At 66.8% G+C, this 15,002-nt stretch carries 15 protein-coding genes; 7 read left to right on the top strand and 8 right to left on the bottom strand.

From position 1 onward, the window contains the following. Window positions 1-4: 4 nt before the first annotated feature. Together EEY80_RS13345 and EEY80_RS20120 are read right to left on the bottom strand one after the other, a co-directional pair. Window positions 5-1,342 carry an NtaA/DmoA family FMN-dependent monooxygenase gene (locus EEY80_RS13345; RefSeq protein ID WP_126977119.1) on the bottom strand — a complete coding sequence of 446 codons (1,338 nt, stop codon included), beginning with the start codon at window positions 1,340-1,342 and terminating at the stop codon, window positions 5-7. Between the two features lie 183 nt (window positions 1,343-1,525). Further along, window positions 1,526-1,945 (bottom strand): nuclear transport factor 2 family protein, encoded by a 420-nt coding sequence (locus EEY80_RS20120; RefSeq protein ID WP_164738252.1) that lies wholly within the window; start codon window positions 1,943-1,945, stop codon window positions 1,526-1,528. A 129-nt stretch (window positions 1,946-2,074) separates the two neighbouring features. On the opposite strand from EEY80_RS20120, the gene EEY80_RS13335 reads away from it, so the two are divergent. The 3 genes from EEY80_RS13335 to EEY80_RS13325 all read left to right on the top strand — a co-directional run bounded on the left by EEY80_RS13335 (window position 2,075) and on the right by EEY80_RS13325 (window position 6,285). Then, the gene (locus tag EEY80_RS13335; protein WP_126977115.1) at window positions 2,075-2,704 is read left to right on the top strand and encodes a TetR/AcrR family transcriptional regulator; all 630 of its coding nucleotides are present in this window, start codon (window positions 2,075-2,077) and stop codon (window positions 2,702-2,704) included. 310 nt (window positions 2,705-3,014) lie between these two features. Continuing rightward, window positions 3,015-4,670 carry a GMC family oxidoreductase gene (locus tag EEY80_RS13330; protein ID WP_164738251.1) on the top strand — a complete coding sequence of 552 codons (1,656 nt, stop codon included), beginning with the start codon at window positions 3,015-3,017 and terminating at the stop codon, window positions 4,668-4,670. A gap of 43 nt (window positions 4,671-4,713) precedes the next feature. Further along, entirely contained in the window at window positions 4,714-6,285 is a 1,572-nt protein-coding gene (locus EEY80_RS13325) for an aldehyde dehydrogenase (RefSeq protein ID WP_235829841.1), read from the top strand. Between the two features lie 127 nt (window positions 6,286-6,412). Here EEY80_RS13325 and EEY80_RS13320 read toward each other — a convergent pair whose 3' ends face one another. Beyond that, on the bottom strand, window positions 6,413-7,156 hold the full coding sequence (locus EEY80_RS13320) for an SDR family NAD(P)-dependent oxidoreductase (RefSeq protein WP_126977111.1): 744 nt from the start codon (window positions 7,154-7,156) through the stop codon (window positions 6,413-6,415). A gap of 84 nt (window positions 7,157-7,240) precedes the next feature. Here EEY80_RS13320 and EEY80_RS13315 point away from each other — a divergent pair, with 84 nt between their 5' ends. Continuing rightward, window positions 7,241-7,816 (top strand): TetR/AcrR family transcriptional regulator, encoded by a 576-nt coding sequence (locus tag EEY80_RS13315; protein WP_126977109.1) that lies wholly within the window; start codon window positions 7,241-7,243, stop codon window positions 7,814-7,816. 36 nt (window positions 7,817-7,852) lie between these two features. On the opposite strand, the gene EEY80_RS13310 is transcribed toward EEY80_RS13315, so the two are convergent. Both EEY80_RS13310 and EEY80_RS13305 read right to left on the bottom strand, forming a co-directional pair. Next, window positions 7,853-8,275 (bottom strand): hypothetical protein, encoded by a 423-nt coding sequence (locus EEY80_RS13310; protein WP_126977188.1) that lies wholly within the window; start codon window positions 8,273-8,275, stop codon window positions 7,853-7,855. Window positions 8,276-8,277: 2 nt separating this feature from the next. Further along, on the bottom strand, window positions 8,278-9,480 hold the full coding sequence (locus EEY80_RS13305) for a pyridoxal phosphate-dependent aminotransferase (protein WP_126977107.1): 1,203 nt from the start codon (window positions 9,478-9,480) through the stop codon (window positions 8,278-8,280). A gap of 80 nt (window positions 9,481-9,560) precedes the next feature. Between EEY80_RS13305 and EEY80_RS13300 the strand changes: the two genes are divergently transcribed. From EEY80_RS13300 to EEY80_RS13290, 3 genes are read left to right on the top strand one after another with little or no spacing between them, the layout of a single operon-like run. Continuing rightward, window positions 9,561-9,974: a helix-turn-helix domain-containing protein gene (locus EEY80_RS13300; RefSeq protein WP_126977105.1), complete on the top strand. Its 414-nt coding sequence runs from the start codon at window positions 9,561-9,563 to the stop codon at window positions 9,972-9,974. Further along, window positions 9,971-10,279 (top strand): FAD assembly factor SdhE, encoded by a 309-nt coding sequence (locus EEY80_RS13295; protein ID WP_126977103.1) that lies wholly within the window; start codon window positions 9,971-9,973, stop codon window positions 10,277-10,279. Before EEY80_RS13300 ends, EEY80_RS13295 begins: the two co-directional genes overlap by 4 nt. A gap of 56 nt (window positions 10,280-10,335) precedes the next feature. Then, window positions 10,336-10,833 (top strand): MarR family winged helix-turn-helix transcriptional regulator, encoded by a 498-nt coding sequence (locus EEY80_RS13290; protein WP_126977101.1) that lies wholly within the window; start codon window positions 10,336-10,338, stop codon window positions 10,831-10,833. Between the two features lie 111 nt (window positions 10,834-10,944). On the opposite strand, the gene EEY80_RS13285 is transcribed toward EEY80_RS13290, so the two are convergent. The 3 genes from EEY80_RS13285 to EEY80_RS13280 all read right to left on the bottom strand — a co-directional run bounded on the left by EEY80_RS13285 (window position 10,945) and on the right by EEY80_RS13280 (window position 14,853). Then, entirely contained in the window at window positions 10,945-14,064 is a 3,120-nt protein-coding gene (locus EEY80_RS13285) for a valine--tRNA ligase (RefSeq protein WP_126977099.1), read from the bottom strand. 84 nt (window positions 14,065-14,148) lie between these two features. Continuing rightward, window positions 14,149-14,325 (bottom strand): hypothetical protein, encoded by a 177-nt coding sequence (locus EEY80_RS20115; protein ID WP_164738250.1) that lies wholly within the window; start codon window positions 14,323-14,325, stop codon window positions 14,149-14,151. Window positions 14,326-14,421: 96 nt separating this feature from the next. Continuing rightward, entirely contained in the window at window positions 14,422-14,853 is a 432-nt protein-coding gene (locus EEY80_RS13280) for an Lrp/AsnC family transcriptional regulator (protein ID WP_126977097.1), read from the bottom strand. Window positions 14,854-15,002: the final 149 nt, after the last annotated feature.

Below are 15,002 nucleotides of genomic sequence, written 5' to 3'. Positions count from 1 at the left end.
CGGCTCAGGATTTCTGATCGAGGTTCTGGCGGTAGGTGGTGCCGGCGTATCCGTCCCGCATGAGCCCGCGCTTCCTGAGGATCGGCGCGACCTCCTCGACGAAGTCGATGACGCTGGAGGGGTTGTTCGTCGGGCTGATGTTGAAGCCGTAGCAACCGCTTTCCCGCCAGTGGCGCTCGATCTCGTCGGCCACCTGCTCGGGCGTGCCGACGATCTGGCCCGATCCATAGGCGACACCCCAGTGCAGGGCGGCCTCGCGGACCGTCGGCGCACGGTCGCCGATCGAATCGAGGACGGCCATGAGGATCCCGCGGGAGGCCTCGGTCGAGACCTCCTCGAGAGGCTTGTCCGGGTCGTGCTTCGACAGATCGATGCCGATCATGGCCCCCAGGCGGCTCATCGCGACGTCGATCGGGACGCGCTGTTTCAGGGCCTCGGCGCGGGCGCGCGCCTCTTCCTCGGTGCCGCCGACAATCGGCTGCAGACCGAAGAAGATGCGCGGATCCCTCTTCTGCCCCAGCTTCGCGGCCGTTTCGCGGGCGCGGGTCACGAAGGCCGTCATGCTCGCCAGCCGGGATTGCAGCGCGTAGATCGCATCGGCATGGGTCGCGGCGAATTCCAGCCCCCGCCCGGACTGCCCCGCCTGGAAGATCAGCGGGCGCCCCTGCGGAGAACACATGGTCACCGGATAGGCGTCGCAGTTGAGATACTTGCCGCTGAACTCGACGCGGGAGATCTTGGTGGCGTCGACGAACATCCGCCGTTCGGCATCCATGACCAGCGCGTCGCGCGGGAACCCGTCCCACAGCCTGTAGCAGATCTCCATGTATTCATCGGCGACGTCATAGCGCGTGTCGTGGTCGGGCTGGCTCAGGCCGAGGGCGTCATAGTCGCTCTTGACGTGGCTGGTCACGACATTCCAGGCGACCCTGCCGCCCGTCATGTTGTCGAGCGTCGCGAGGCGCCGCGCCGCGAGAAAGGGGGGTGTTCCGGCGGTCGACAGCGTGGCACCGAACCCCAGATGCGAGGTGACCGAGGCCATGTAGGGGATCAGGGCGAACGGGTCCATCCGCGGAAAAAGCGCACCAGCTTCCATCGTGCGGCGCGCTTCGGCAGGGTCCCGATCCGCCAGCGAGAGCGTGTCGGCGAAGAAGACGCCGTCGAACCCGCCGGCTTCGAGCTTTTTCGCGATATCCTGCCAGTACTGGGGGGACACGAGACCCGAGGCCTGCCGGTCGGTCTCGTCCGTCCAGGTCATCTGCGTGTGAGTGATCGGACTGAAGACGAGTATCTGATTGAAATGAATCAAGCTCATCAGTGCACCTCCCTTGCTGAAGGACATGACTAAATTCGTCTGCCTGCGCTTAGAACAGCACTATCGGTCATATCCGATTGGACTTGGCTGCCCCTGACCGCGAAGGATCGGCTTGGGGCCGGGCGATGCAGGGAGCGCTTGCTCCCTGCACAGCCGGGCGCAAAACGGCCCGGCGGAACCGGCCGGCGCGGCCCGCACCGGATTGACCGGTCAGACCTTTACCCGATCGAGGATCTCGTAATAGGCGTTGAGGTCCAGCCACTCGATGCCGGAGACGACCTTTCCGTCCTTGATCGACATGATGTACATGTACCCGTTCGCATAGGGCTTGCCGTCCTTTGCGGTGGTGGCGCTGTCGATCCGGGCGAACACCTTGTCGCCATCCGCCCAGACCCCGCGCGGGGTGATCGCCAGCGGCTTTGCGAAGCGCGCGAACAGCGCCGCCTCGGCATTGGTAAAGAGGTCCTCCATACCGTTGTAGGTGCGTGCGACGGGGCCATGACCGGCGATGGTCCACTCCGCATCCTCGGCGAAGATGGCTTCGAAGAACTTCGTGAAATCGTCGGAAGCGGCCGTCAGGGCGCGGTTCACGAGGTCCAGATTGGCTTGCTCTTGCTCAGAATAGGGCACTGATGTCTCCTTGGGTTCGGGTGAACGGTCGGGCAGCACAAGGCGAAGCCAAGTTGCTATACCGATCGTTCCATAATAGGTAGAATGATCGTTCCAAAATGTCAATGCCGGGAAGGCAACGGGAAACGCATGAATTCGGACACATCCTCTGCCGAGCAGGCGGGACAGAAGACGCCGGGGCGGCCCCGGCAGTTCGACCGGGACGCGGCGCTTGCAGCGGCGATGCGGGTCTTCTGGGTGCATGGCTATGCCGGCGCCAGCATCGCCACGCTGATCGACGCGATGGGCATCAGCCGGGCAACGCTCTACGCCTCCTTCGGTGACAAGGAACATCTGTTCCGACATGTCATGGACCTCTACGAGCGCGAGAAGACCGCCTACATGCTCGATGCGCTCGATCAACCGACCGCCCGACGCGTGGCCGAGCACCTCCTCCGGGGCACGCTCGACCTGCAGACCGACACCGCGACACCGAAGGGCAGCATGGGCATCGTCCATTCGGTCAGCTACGCGCCCGGCGACGAGCGGATTCATGAGTTCGTGACCGAAAGGGGGAGGTTCTGGCGGGCCAAGCTGCTGGAGCGTTTCGAACAGGCCGCCCGCGACGGCGATTTTCCCGCCACCTACGACCCGCACGGTCTGGCCATGCTGCTGAAGTCGGCGACCGACGGACTGCTCGTCGCGGCAAGCAGTGGCGTCAGCGAGCAGGACCTGGACAAGGTCGTCTCGACCTTCCTGAAGATGTGGCCCGGACGCTAGCGGCAGCTCTTCTCCCAAGACGGGACCCGCATGGTGCCTGCGACAGTGGACCCATCTGCCTTTCGCAGGACCGTCGGCCATGTGCCGGCGGCCTGGTTCCACGAAGAAGAGCGGAAGGCAAATCCGATATGACCGGGCAAGAGTAGCGGGCAAAATCGAAATCTCCCACCGTCGCTGACGGAGCAGGCATGCCGGTCACGGGAGGACGCGGCCGCAGCCTGGACGGAACGGGAGGAAGAGCAGGGTGGTGAATGATCGCCGCAGGTCCATGCAATTGGACAGGTACGCACGTCTCTTTAGATCGGGGACGATGTCCAGAAGGGCACTCATCCAGGCAGGCATTGCCGCGGGCCTGAGCGCGCCGATGTCGCGGGCCTGGGCCCAGGCTGTCGATGTCGTGCAGGCCAGCGCGTTTTACGACAGCCGGCAACTCGAGGCGGAATACGACTATATCGTCTGCGGGTCCGGGTCGGCGGGCAGTGTGGTGGCGCGCCGCCTTGCGGAGGACGGCGATGCGACGGTGTTGCTGATCGAAGCCGGCGGCAGCGACAATCATCCCTCGATCCTCAATCCCTCCGTCTGGTTCACCAATGTCGGCACCGAGAGGGCCTGGAACTTCCATTCCGTCGCGCAGCCGGGCACGAATGGCCGAAATGTTGCCCTTCCGATGGGTCGCGCCATCGGCGGCGGCAGCAGCATCAATGGGATGGCCTATGTCCGCGGGCACAAGCTGGATTTCGACCGCTGGGCCGACATCACCGGCGATACGGGATGGAACTACGAAAACGCCCTGTCGACCTTCAGGCGCATCGAGAATTTCGACGGACCGGCAGACCCCGGGTATCGCGGCACCGGTGGCATCCTCACGATGCAGAAGGATAATGACATCCAGCCCGTCGCCAGGGCGCTGCGGGCGGCCGGGCCGGCGGCGGGGCTTGCCGCGTTCGACGATATCAACGGCGCGGCGATGGAGTCCGCGTCGTTCATCGGCCATCCCGATATCAAGGTGAGGGATCGTCAGCGGGTCAACGTCCCCGCGGACTATCTCTACCCCATCCTCGACCAGGGCAACATTACCGTCATAACCGGCGCGACGGTGTCCCGGGTGGAGGTGACCGGAGACCGGGCGACGGGAGTGTCCTTTGTCTGGAACGGGGAAACCCGAAGGGTCGGGGCGCGGGGCGAGATCATTCTGTCCATGGGCGCCATCCACACCCCGAAGGTGCTGATGCATTCGGGCATCGGCGATGAAAAGGTGCTCCGGAAGGCGGGGGTCCGGACGATCCTCGATCTGCCGGGGATCGGCAAGAACCTTCAGGATCACACGCAGGCGACCTGCATCTGGGAATTCAGGGAACATACGCCGCCCGCAGCGCTGCTGTTCTCTCAGTCCATCTATTTCACGAATGTCGGCGGGGGCGACCGTCCCGATATCAATGCGGTCCAGCTTCAGATCCCCTTCCCGTCGGAACGGACGGCGCAGGACTACGATATTCCTGAAACCGGATGGTCGATTCTGTCCGGACTGGCAAATCCCAGAAGCCGGGGAACGGTCGAGATCGTCGATGACAATCCGGAAACCGAGGTGCGCATCGTCAGCAACATCCTGACGGCCGATGAAGACATGCGCGCGATGAGGCATGGAATAGAGCTCGCGCGCGAACTCGGCGCCTCGCCGGAGATGCGGGATTTCGTCAAGCGCGAGGTGATGCCGGGTCCGATCACCGGGGCCGAGCTCGAGTCCTATATCAGGGACTCCGCCTCCTGCTACTTCCACATGTCCGGCACCTGCCAGATGGGCAACGGTCCGGACTCCGTGGTCACCCCGGACCTCAAGGTGAAGGGGATAGAGGGCCTGCGTATCGCGGACACCTCGATCATGCCCGAGATCACCATGGTCCCCACGATGCCGCCCGCCGTGTTCATCGGCGAGCGGGCAGGCCAGCTGATCCGGTCGTCATCCTGATCCGGTCAGGGCACCCGCCCCGCATCGGCGCCGCCCCCGGTCCTTGGGCGCGGCGGACAACGGCAGGCGGGACAGTCAGTTCACGAACAAGAACGCGAAGGAGCCAGGCATGGATCACATGAATCCTGTCAAACGATCCGAGATTCATCTGCAGCACGGAAACGAGTTCTTCATCGACGGCAGTTGGGTCGCGCCCAAGGGCAAGGGCAAGGTAGAGGTGCTGGACAGCACCACCGAAGAACCGTTTCTCGCCCTGCCTCTCGCCGGTGAAGCGGACATGGACGATGCGATCCGGTCTGCGCGGGCGGCCTTCGACAGCGGGGTCTGGCCCCGCATGTCGCCGCAGGAACGAGCGGGCTATCTGCGGGCCATCGCCAGGGCCATCCGCGCGCGGCAGGACCTGATGGCCGAGATCTGGGTTCGGGAATCGGGTGTTATCCTGCCGATCGCACAGGGCGGGATGAGCGGTCTGGTTCCGGCAATCTACGAACGCTATGCCGATCTGGCCGAAACCTTCCCCTTCGAGGAGGAAGCCGAGATCACCCAGGGCAAGGGCACGGACGCCTGGATCCTGCGGGAACCGGTGGGCGTGGTCGGGGCGATCGTGCCCTGGAACGCGCCGGCGCTGTTGACGGCACTGAAGCTGGCGCCCGCGCTGGCGGCAGGCTGCACGATGGTGTTGAAGGCCGCCCCGGAAGGTCCGGGTGCGATCAACCTCATGGCTGAAGTCGCCGAAGAGGCCGGATTGCCGCCCGGGGTGCTGAACATGGTGACGGCGGATCGGGACGTGTCCGAACGGCTGGTGCGCGACCCGCGGATCGACAAGATCGCGTTCACCGGCTCGACGGTCACCGGACGGCGCATTGCGAGCGTCCTCGGCGAGCGCATCGGCCGCTACACCCTCGAACTCGGGGGCAAGAGCGCCGCGGTCGTGCTGGATGATTTCGACGTCGGCCGTGCCGCCGAGATCATCAGCCGCGAAGAGTGCTTCCTTTCCGGTCAGGTCTGCTCGTCCCTGACCCGGATCATCGTCAGCCGGTCGCGTCATGACGACATGGTCGAGGCGCTGGCCTCCACCTTCTCGAAAGTCAGGGTCGGCGATCCCCTCGACCCGTCGACGCAGATGGGCCCGCTGATCTCGGAAAGGCAGCGTGACCGGGCTCTCGGGCTCGTGGAACGCGGAAAGCAGGAGGGTGCGCAGCTTGCGACGGGGGGCGGCCGGCCGGCCCATATCAACCGCGGCTGGTTCATGGAGCCCACCGTGTTCGGAAACGTCGACAACGCCTCCACCCTGGGACGGGAGGAGGTGTTCGGACCGGTGCTGTCGGTCATCGCCGCCGAGGACATGGACGATGCCGTGAACATCGCCAACGACACCATCTATGGCCTGAACGGCAGCGTCTTCACCAACGATCTGGACAAGGCGAAGCATGTTCTCCGCCGCTTCCGAAGCGGTACGGCCGGTCACAACGACCACCACACCGATCTGGGCATATCCTTCGGGGGCTACAAGCAGTCCGGCATCGGCCGCGAGGGCGGGCGCGAGGGGATCTATCCCTATCTCGAAACCAAGACCATGATCCTGGACAGCACGTCCCAAGGACAGGATCTGTAGCCGTCAAGGCAATCGCCGACCGCGTCCCCGACCACGGACATCTGCCGGGCAGGGCAGGAGACCACCTCCGCGCTGCCCGGCTTCCTTCGCGGATGCGGCCGTTCATGCCATCGAGGCTGCGGGCGCCTCAGACGGCGACGAAACCGCCGTCGACCAGCAGCTCTTCACCGCCGACGAAGCTGCTCTCGTCCGAGGCAAGGAACAGCACCGCCCTGGCCACTTCCTCGGTCCGGGCGAGCCGGCCGAAGGGAATGGCCTGCTGCATCCAGGCCTCGGCACCGTCGTTGTTGCGGAAATAGGTCGCCATCGCCGGGGTCAGCACCATGCCCGGAGATACGACGTTCACCCGAATTCCGCGGTCCTTCAGGTCGGTCGTCCAGCCGCGGGCGAGGGCGCGGATCGCCGCCTTGGTGGCACTGTAGATGGACAGGGCGGGAAAGCCTTTCAGGCCTGCGCCAGAGCCGGTCAGCACGATGGCACCACCTGCGGACATCAGCGGCAGCGCCTTCTGCACGGTGAAGACCGTGCCCTTGACGTTGATGTCGAAGAGGCGATCGACATGGGCCTCGTCGATGTCGCCAACGGCGGCCTGCTCGGAAATCCCGGCATTGGCGAAGACCACGTCGACGCGGCCGTGATCGCGCCGGATCCGGTCATAGAGGCGGTCGAGGTCGGCGGCCTTCGACACATCGCCCTGCACGCCGATCACGCCGTGCCCGATCTCGTCGACGGCAGTTTCGAGCCGCTCCTGGCTGCGGCCGGTGATGTAGACCTGCGCACCTTCCGCACCGAAGGATTTCGCCGTGGTCAGGCCGATGCCGTCGGTGCCGCCGGTCACAACCACGACCCTGTATTCGAATCTCTGCGCCATGTTCTGCGTCCTGTAAGTGGAGAGTTGCTCCACTTACCTATATGGAGTAACGCTCCACTTATCAAGCAGCCAAGAGATCCGCCCTTGACCGATGACCCGCCGCTGCGCGCCGATGCCCGGCACAACCGAGACAAGATCCTCGCTGCGGCCGAGGACATCTTCCTGGAACGGGGTGCGGCCGTTTCGATGAACGAGGTCGCGCGCCATGCCGGCGTCGGGATAGGAACGCTCTACCGGCGCTTCCCCACCCGCGAGGATCTGCTGGCGGCAGCCTATAGCGACCGCTTTGCGGCCTTCGCCGAAGGCATGCGCCTACGCGCCGAAGAGGCCGATCCGCTGTCGGTGCTGCGAACCTATCTTGAGGAGCTTGTGCGCCACACGGTCGTCTATCGCGGCTTCGCGACCTCGCTCGGTATCGTGCTGAAGACGGGGACAGCGGGGTGCATTGCCACCACCGCGGTCGGGCAGCGGCTGTTGCAGACCGCGCGGGACGCGGGCCGGGTTCGCGCCGATCTCGGCTTCGACGATCTCGTCTGCGTCGCCACGGCCATCTCGCTGACGGTCGAGCAGGGCGAAGGGGCGCCCGCCCGCATCGCCCATCTCGTCAGTGTGTTCATGGAGGGCATTGCCGTCCGGCCGCCCGGTCCGGCTGCATCCTAGGCGCGGGAGCCACGGATGGCCGGGGCCGGGGACCCCTCAGTCCTCCGCGGCTGGCGGCTGGTCGCGCATCAGGCGGTCGGCCTTCTTGCGGACCAGGACGCTGCGCAGGTCGTGCATCGCCAGCAGCAGCGGATCGGTGATCTCTTCCAGCTGCGCGTCGGTGGCGCGGGACTGCGCCCATTGCGCCGTCAGGTTCATGTGGTCGATGGCGCGGTGGATGTCGTCCATGTCCCGCCGCGCCAACAGCGCCTGACGCGCCGCCAGCCAAGTGCGGATTTCCCCCATATCCGCTTCGGTCAGCGTGCGGTCGCCATGCGGGCGGATCTCGCCGTTCTTGACGTTGACGAGGGCGATCTGCTCCATCTCGATGCGGCGCTGGCGGTTTTCCGTGTCGACACGGAAAACCGCCGCCCCGTTCTCGCGGATGCGGAAGTAGTAGTCGGGCAGATCGCCCGGCACGGTCACTGCAGCCCGGCGCAGAAGGCCTGGATGCGGCGGCAGGCCTCGGTCAGCAGGTCGTCCGAGGTCGCATAGCTGATGCGGAAGTTCGGCGACAGGCCGAAGGCCGACCCGAAGACCACCGCCACATCCGCCTCTTCCAGCAGGGCGGTGGCGAAGACCTCGTCATCGGTGATCTTCGTGCCCCCGGCCGAGGTCTTGCCGATGCAGCCCGCGATCGAGGGATAGACGTAGAAGGCACCTTCCGGGGTCGGGCATCGGATGCCCTCGGCCTCGTTCAGCATCCGCACCACAAGGTCGCGCCGGCGCTCGAAAGCGACACGGCTTTCCGCGATATAGTCCTGCGGCCCGTTCAGCGCCTCGACCGCGGCCCACTGGCTGATCGAGCAGGGGTTGGAGGTCGATTGCGACTGGATCTTGCCCATCGCCTTGATCAGGCTTTCGGGGCCGGCCGCATAGCCGATCCGCCAGCCGGTCATCGCATAGGCCTTGGACACGCCGTTGCAGGTCAGCGTGCGGTCATAGAGGTCGGGTTCGACCTGCGCGGGGGTGCAGAACTCGAAATCGCCATAGGTCAGGTGTTCGTACATGTCGTCGGTCATCACCCAGACATGGGGATGGCGCTTCAGCACGTCGGTCAGTTCCTTCAGCTCGGCCCGGTTGTAGCCCGCGCCCGAAGGGTTGGACGGCGAGTTGAAGATGAACCATTTGGTCTTGGGCGTGATCGCCGCTTCCAGCTGCTCGCCGGTGATCTTGTAGCCGGTCTGCATCTGCCCCTCGACGAAGACGGGCGTGCCGCCGGCGAGGTAGACCATGTCGGGATAGCTGACCCAGTAGGGCGCGGCGACGATCACCTCGTCGCCGGGGTTCAGCGTGGCCATCAGCGCGTTGTAGAGGATCTGCTTGCCGCCGGAGCCGACGGAGACCTGCGACGGCGCATAGGTCAGCCCGTTCTCGCGGGCGAACTTGGCGCAGATCGCCTTCTTCAGCTCGGGGATGCCGTCCACGGCGGTGTATTTCGTGCGGCCCTCGTCGATGGCGCGCTTCGCCGCCTCCTTGATGTTAGCGGGCGTGTCGAAATCCGGTTCGCCGGCCCCGAGGCCGATGACGTCGCGCCCCGCCGCCTTCAGCTCGGCCGCCTTCTGCGTGACCGCGATGGTCGGCGAGGGTTTGACGCGCGCGAGCGTGTCCGAGAGGAAGGCCATGAGGGGAACTCCGGTTTGTATCTGCCGGGGTCATGTCTTAGGCTTGGCGGCGAAGGCGATCAAGAACCAAAGGAAGACCGATGAGCGACGACCCTCCGGCCGCCACGCCCGCAGGCTGGTTCAGCGCCGAGGCCGCCACCTTCGGCGACCGCGTCACCGGCGCCCGCGAGGCGGCGGGCCTGACCCGCCGCGAACTCGCCTCGCGGCTGGGGGTGAAGCTGTCCAGCGTCGCCTCGTGGGAGGATGACCTGGCCGACCCCCGCGCCAACAAGCTGAAGTCCCTGGCGGGGATCCTCGGCGTGTCGATCCGCTGGCTGCTGACCGGCGAGGGCGAGGGGCTGGACGGCCCGCCCGACAGCGAGGCGCCGCGCGGGCAGGCGGCGCCCCTGCTGGCCGAGGTGCGCGCGCTGCGGACCGAGATGATGACGATGGCCGAACGTCTGGGCCGTCTGGAGAAGCGACTGCGCGTCCTGGCATCGGAGACCTCGGAATGACCGCAACACCCACTGCCCCCGCGGCAGAGTCCCCCGACGCGCGGCTGAAACGGATGCGGATGCGCAGCTGGCGGCGCGGCACCAAGGAGATGGACCTGATCCTCGGCCCCTGGGCCGATGCGCGCCTTGCGGGGATGGACGGGCCGACGCTCGACCTCTACGACCGGCTGCTGGAGGAAAACGACCAGGACCTCTACCCCTGGATCACCGGCGCGGCCGAACCGCCGGCCTGGATCGCGCCGCTGCTGGCCGAGATCGGCGCCTTCGCCCGGTCGCGCCTGTCGCCCTCCGCCGCCCGCGATTAACCCGATCTTCGATCTTCGCCCGCACTCTGCCCGGCAACGGACGAGGACGAGGCGACATGACCCTGCACAAGGCGCTGGAGGATGGCACGCGGCGCGGCTATCTGCTGACCTATCTCGACAGCCTCGCGCTGGTCGAACGGCTGCACCGGCTGCTGCTCGACCTCATCAAGGACGAATTCGAGCGGCTGGGGCAGGCGGAACTGACGCCGGTGCAGGCGCTGATGCTGTTCAACATCGGCGCGAACGAGGTCACGGCGGGCGAGCTGAAAAGCCGCGGCTACTATCAGGGCTCGAATGTCAGCTATAACCTGAAGAAGCTGGTCGAAACGGGGCACATGCACCATGAACGCTCGTCGATCGACCGGCGGTCGGTGCGGGTGCGGCTGACCGACCGCGGCCATGCGGTGCGCGTGGTGGTGGCCGATCTCTTCGCCCGCCATGCCGAGGCGCTGCAGGCCCGCGGCTCGGTCCCGCTCGACACGCTCGATCTGCTGAACGGCGCGCTGCGGCGGGTGGAACGGCACTGGACGGACCAGATCCGGTACATCTACTAGCCGTGCCCGATCCGCGGGCGAGGGCGGCGGCCCAGCCTCCGGGTTCGGCCACCGACCGGTGGCGGGGGCCGGCGGCCCCGGCCTCGCCTGCGTCAGTCTCGCCGCTCGCGGTCAGCCCAGGTCAGCCAGCCGAGACAGTGCCACGCGGATGCGGCCCGCCTCTTCCTCGCCCAGGGCCAGCTTCTCGCGGCTTTCCTCGACCACCTCGTCCGGCGCGCTGTCGACGAATTTCGGGTTGTTCAGCCGGCCGCGCAGCCCGCCCATGTCCTTTTCCAGCTTCTCCAGCGCCTTCGTCAGCCGTGTTTTTTCCGCCGCGACGTCGATCACGCCTTCCAGCGGCAGCGCATAGGTCGCGCCCTCGGCGGCGATGGTGATCGAGCCTTTCGGGGCCGGGGCCTCGGTCAGGCTGTTGATCCGGGCAAGGCGCTGGATCATCGGCGCGTTGGCCGACCAGGCGTCGCGGGCGGCGGCATCGGCCTCGACCAGCACCATCGGCAGTTTGAGCCCCACCGGCACGCCCATCTGCGCCCGGGCCGAGCGGATTTCGTCGATCAGCCCGATGACCCAGGTCATCTCGCGGTCGGCGGCGGCGTCGATCAGGTCCGGCCCGTAGTCGGGCCAGTCGGTATGGACCAGGGGCTTCGCCCGGCCCGCCGCGGGGGCGGTCACCGCCCACAACTCCTCGGTCAGGAAGGGCATGACCGGGTGGCAGAGGATCAGGCACTGGTCCAGCACCCAGGCCATCGTCGCCCGCGTCTCTTCCGCCTCCGGCCCGTCGAACAGCGGCTTGGCGAATTCCACATACCAGTCGCAGACCTTGCCCCAGACGAAGGCGTAAAGCGCATTGGCCGCGTCGTTGAACCGGTACTGCGCCAGCGCCTCGTCCACCGCGACGCGGGTGCGGGCGGTTTCCCCGATGATCCAGCGGTTGACAGTGTGCGCCGGCGCGGGCCGCGTCACCGCGCGGCCGCCGTCGAAGACTCCGTTCATCTCGGCAAAGCGGGTGGCGTTCCACAGCTTGGTGCCGAAGTTGCGATAGCCCGCGATCCGCTGTTCCGACAGTTTCAGGTCGCGCCCCATCGCCGCCATCGCGGTCAGGGTAAAGCGCACGGCATCAGCCCCGTACTGGTCGATCAGGTCCAGCGGGTCGAGCACGTTGCCGAGCGATTTCGACATCTTCTTGCCCTTCTCGTCGCGGACGAGGGCATGGACATAGACGGTGTGGAAGGGCACCTCGCCGGTCACGGCCAGCTGCATCATCATCATCCGGGCGACCCAGAAGAAGATGATGTCGAAGCCCGTCACCAGCACATCGGTCGGGAAATAGCGGGCCAGTTCGGGCGTGGGTTCGGGCCAGCCCAGCGTGCCGATGGGCCAGAGCCCCGACGAGAACCAGGTGTCGAGCACATCGGGATCGCGCCAGACCGGATAGACCAGTCCGGTCGGGTCCTGGCTGATGTTGTATTGCGCAAGGCTCGCGGCCAGCGTCTCGATCGCGGCCTGCTTGTCGGCGACCTCGACGATCCGCGCGCCGGACAGCGGCACCGGCAGGTCGGCAAGGCTGTCCCGGAAGGCCGCGACCACGGCGGCGAATTCGGCGGCGCAGTGATGCACGTCGCCCCGGTGCAGCATGCCGCCCTCGTTCAGCAGCCGGCCCAGTTCGACCTCGTCCAGATCGCCGTCGCCCTCGTCGTCGCGGAAGCCCTCGGCGCCCAGATCGAGCCCGTACCAGACCGGGATCTGGTGGCCCCACCACAGCTGGCGGCTGATGCACCAAGGTTCGATATTCTCCAGCCAGTGGAAATAGACCTTGGCGTCGCGCTCGGGCAGGATCGTGGTGCGCCCGTCGCGCACCGCGTCGATGGCGGGCTGGACGATCTTCGCCGTATCGACGAACCACTGGTCGGTCAGCATCGGCTCGATCACCACCTTCGAGCGGTCGCCGAAGGGCTGCATGATCGGCTTCGCCTCGACCAGCGGCAGCGTCTCGGCCGTCGTCTCGCCGGTCTCCTTGTCGGTGCGCACAACCTGATGCGTCACCGCCAGTCCCTCGCCGGTGATCTGCGCCACCACGCGCTTGCGCGCCTCCATCCGGTCGAGCCCGCGCAATTCGTCGGGGACGAGGTTCAGCGTATCGACCTCGGCCTCGGTGAAGGCGCTGCCGGTGGCGATTTCCTGCGCGCGGGCGGCGGCCTCGGCATAGGGCAGGCCGTCATCGCGCATCTGCGCCTTGGTGTCCATCAGCCGGTACATCGGGATGCCGGCACGCCGGGCCACCTGATAGTCGTTGAAGTCATGTGCGCCGGTGATCTTCACCGCGCCCGACCCGAAGGCGGGGTCGGGATAGTCGTCGGTGATAATCGGGATCAGCCGGCGATGCTCTTTCGGTCCCACCGGGATCTCGCACAGCTTGCCGACGATCGGCGCATAGCGTTCGTCCGAGGGATGCACCGCCACCGCGCCGTCGCCCAGCATCGTCTCGGGCCGCGTCGTGGCGATGGAGATGTAGTCGCGCCTCTCCTCGAAGGTCACGTTCCCGTCGGCATCCTTCTCGCGGTAGAGGTACGTTTCGCCCCCCGCCAGCGGATACTTGAAGTGCCACATATGGCCCGCGACCTCGAGATTCTCGACCTCGAGGTCGGAGATCGCCGTCTCGAAATGCGGGTCCCAGTTCACCAGCCGCTTGCCGCGATAGATCAGGCCCTTGGCATGCAGGTCGACGAAGACCTTGATCACCGCGTCATGGAAATTGCCGTCCTCGCCTTCCGGCGCGCCGGGGGCGCCCGACATGGTGAAGGCGTTGCGCGACCAGTCGCACGAGGCGCCGAGCCGCTTCAGCTGCTCGACGATGCGGCCGCCGGACTGGGCCTTCCATTCCCAGACCTTGCCGAGAAAGGCCTCGCGGCCCAGCTCGCGCCGCCCGGGCTGCTGGCTGCGGGCAAGCTCGCGTTCGACCACCATCTGGGTGGCGATCCCGGCATGGTCCTGCCCCGGCTGCCACAACGTGTCGAAGCCGCGCATCCGGTGCCAGCGCACGAGGATGTCCTGCAGGGTGTTGTTGAACGCATGGCCCATGTGCAGCGAGCCGGTGACGTTCGGCGGAGGGATCATGATGCAGAAGGTTTCGTCCCGCGACGCATTGGCCCCGGCGGCGAAGGCGCCGGCGCGTTCCCAGGCGGCATAGATCCTCGGTTCGGCCTCGGCGGCGTTGAAGGTCTTTTCCATCGGCATCGGCTGCATCCCCTCGTGTCTGCGGGGTGTTTAGCCGCCTGTGCGTGCGAGGGAAAGGCCGACGGGCCGGTGGGGCTGCGGCGGTCACGTCATCAGCACCACCGCCACGCCCGCCCACAGCACGGCCGCCGCGGCGCTGGCCAGCCCCAGCCAGGGCAGGCGCCGGGCAGGCGGCGCCGGGTCCGGGGCACGGGTGCCGGGCGGGCAGGCCCGGCCGTTGATATTGGGGCCGGGATCGCCGGCGAAGGGGGATGCGTCCATCCGCTGCTCCTGTCCGCGGCCGAGGGGGGCCGCGCGGGCAGGGTGGGGCAGGGGAGTTAAGACTTCGTTGCCGGCAGACGGAGGCCCGCGCCGCGCTCAGACGGACCGGTCGATCTTGGTCGACAGGTGGATCAGGCTTTCCGACGACCGGACCCCCTGCATCTCGCCGATCTGGTCCAGCACGCCGTCCAGAACCGCCGTCGAGGGTGCCGCGATCTGCAGCAGCAGGTCCACGCGGCCGCTGGTGGTGTGGACCCGCTCGACCTCGGGGACGGCGCGCAGGCGGGTCAGGATGCCGGCCTGCGCCCGCGGCTCCACCGTCAGCAGGACGGTGGCCCGGATCCGGCCCTGCCGCGCCGCCTCGCCCAGCTTGACGGTATAGCCCGCGATGATGCCGCCCGTCTCCATCCGCTCCAGCCGGGCCTGGATGGTCGAGCGGGCGACCTTCAGCCGCCGGGCCAGAACCGCCACCGACATCCGCGCATCCGCCCCCAGCAGGCCGATGATCGCGCGATCGAGGTCATCCATGCCGCCACCTTTCAGTTTGACCGAACCTGCCGGCAGTTTAACGACGACACGCCACATTTCTACTATTTTGATCGGTGAGTTTGTGCCCCATATCGCGCAGACTTCGTTTTCAGGAAAAGGGCGGCTCATACGCACCTGGCCTGGTTTGG

Source organism: Frigidibacter oleivorans (genome assembly GCF_003993775.1).
Lineage (GTDB): Bacteria > Pseudomonadota > Alphaproteobacteria > Rhodobacterales > Rhodobacteraceae > Frigidibacter > Frigidibacter oleivorans.
The sequence above is the reverse complement of the archived record's forward strand: the minus strand, read 5'-3'. Positions and strand labels throughout refer to the sequence as shown.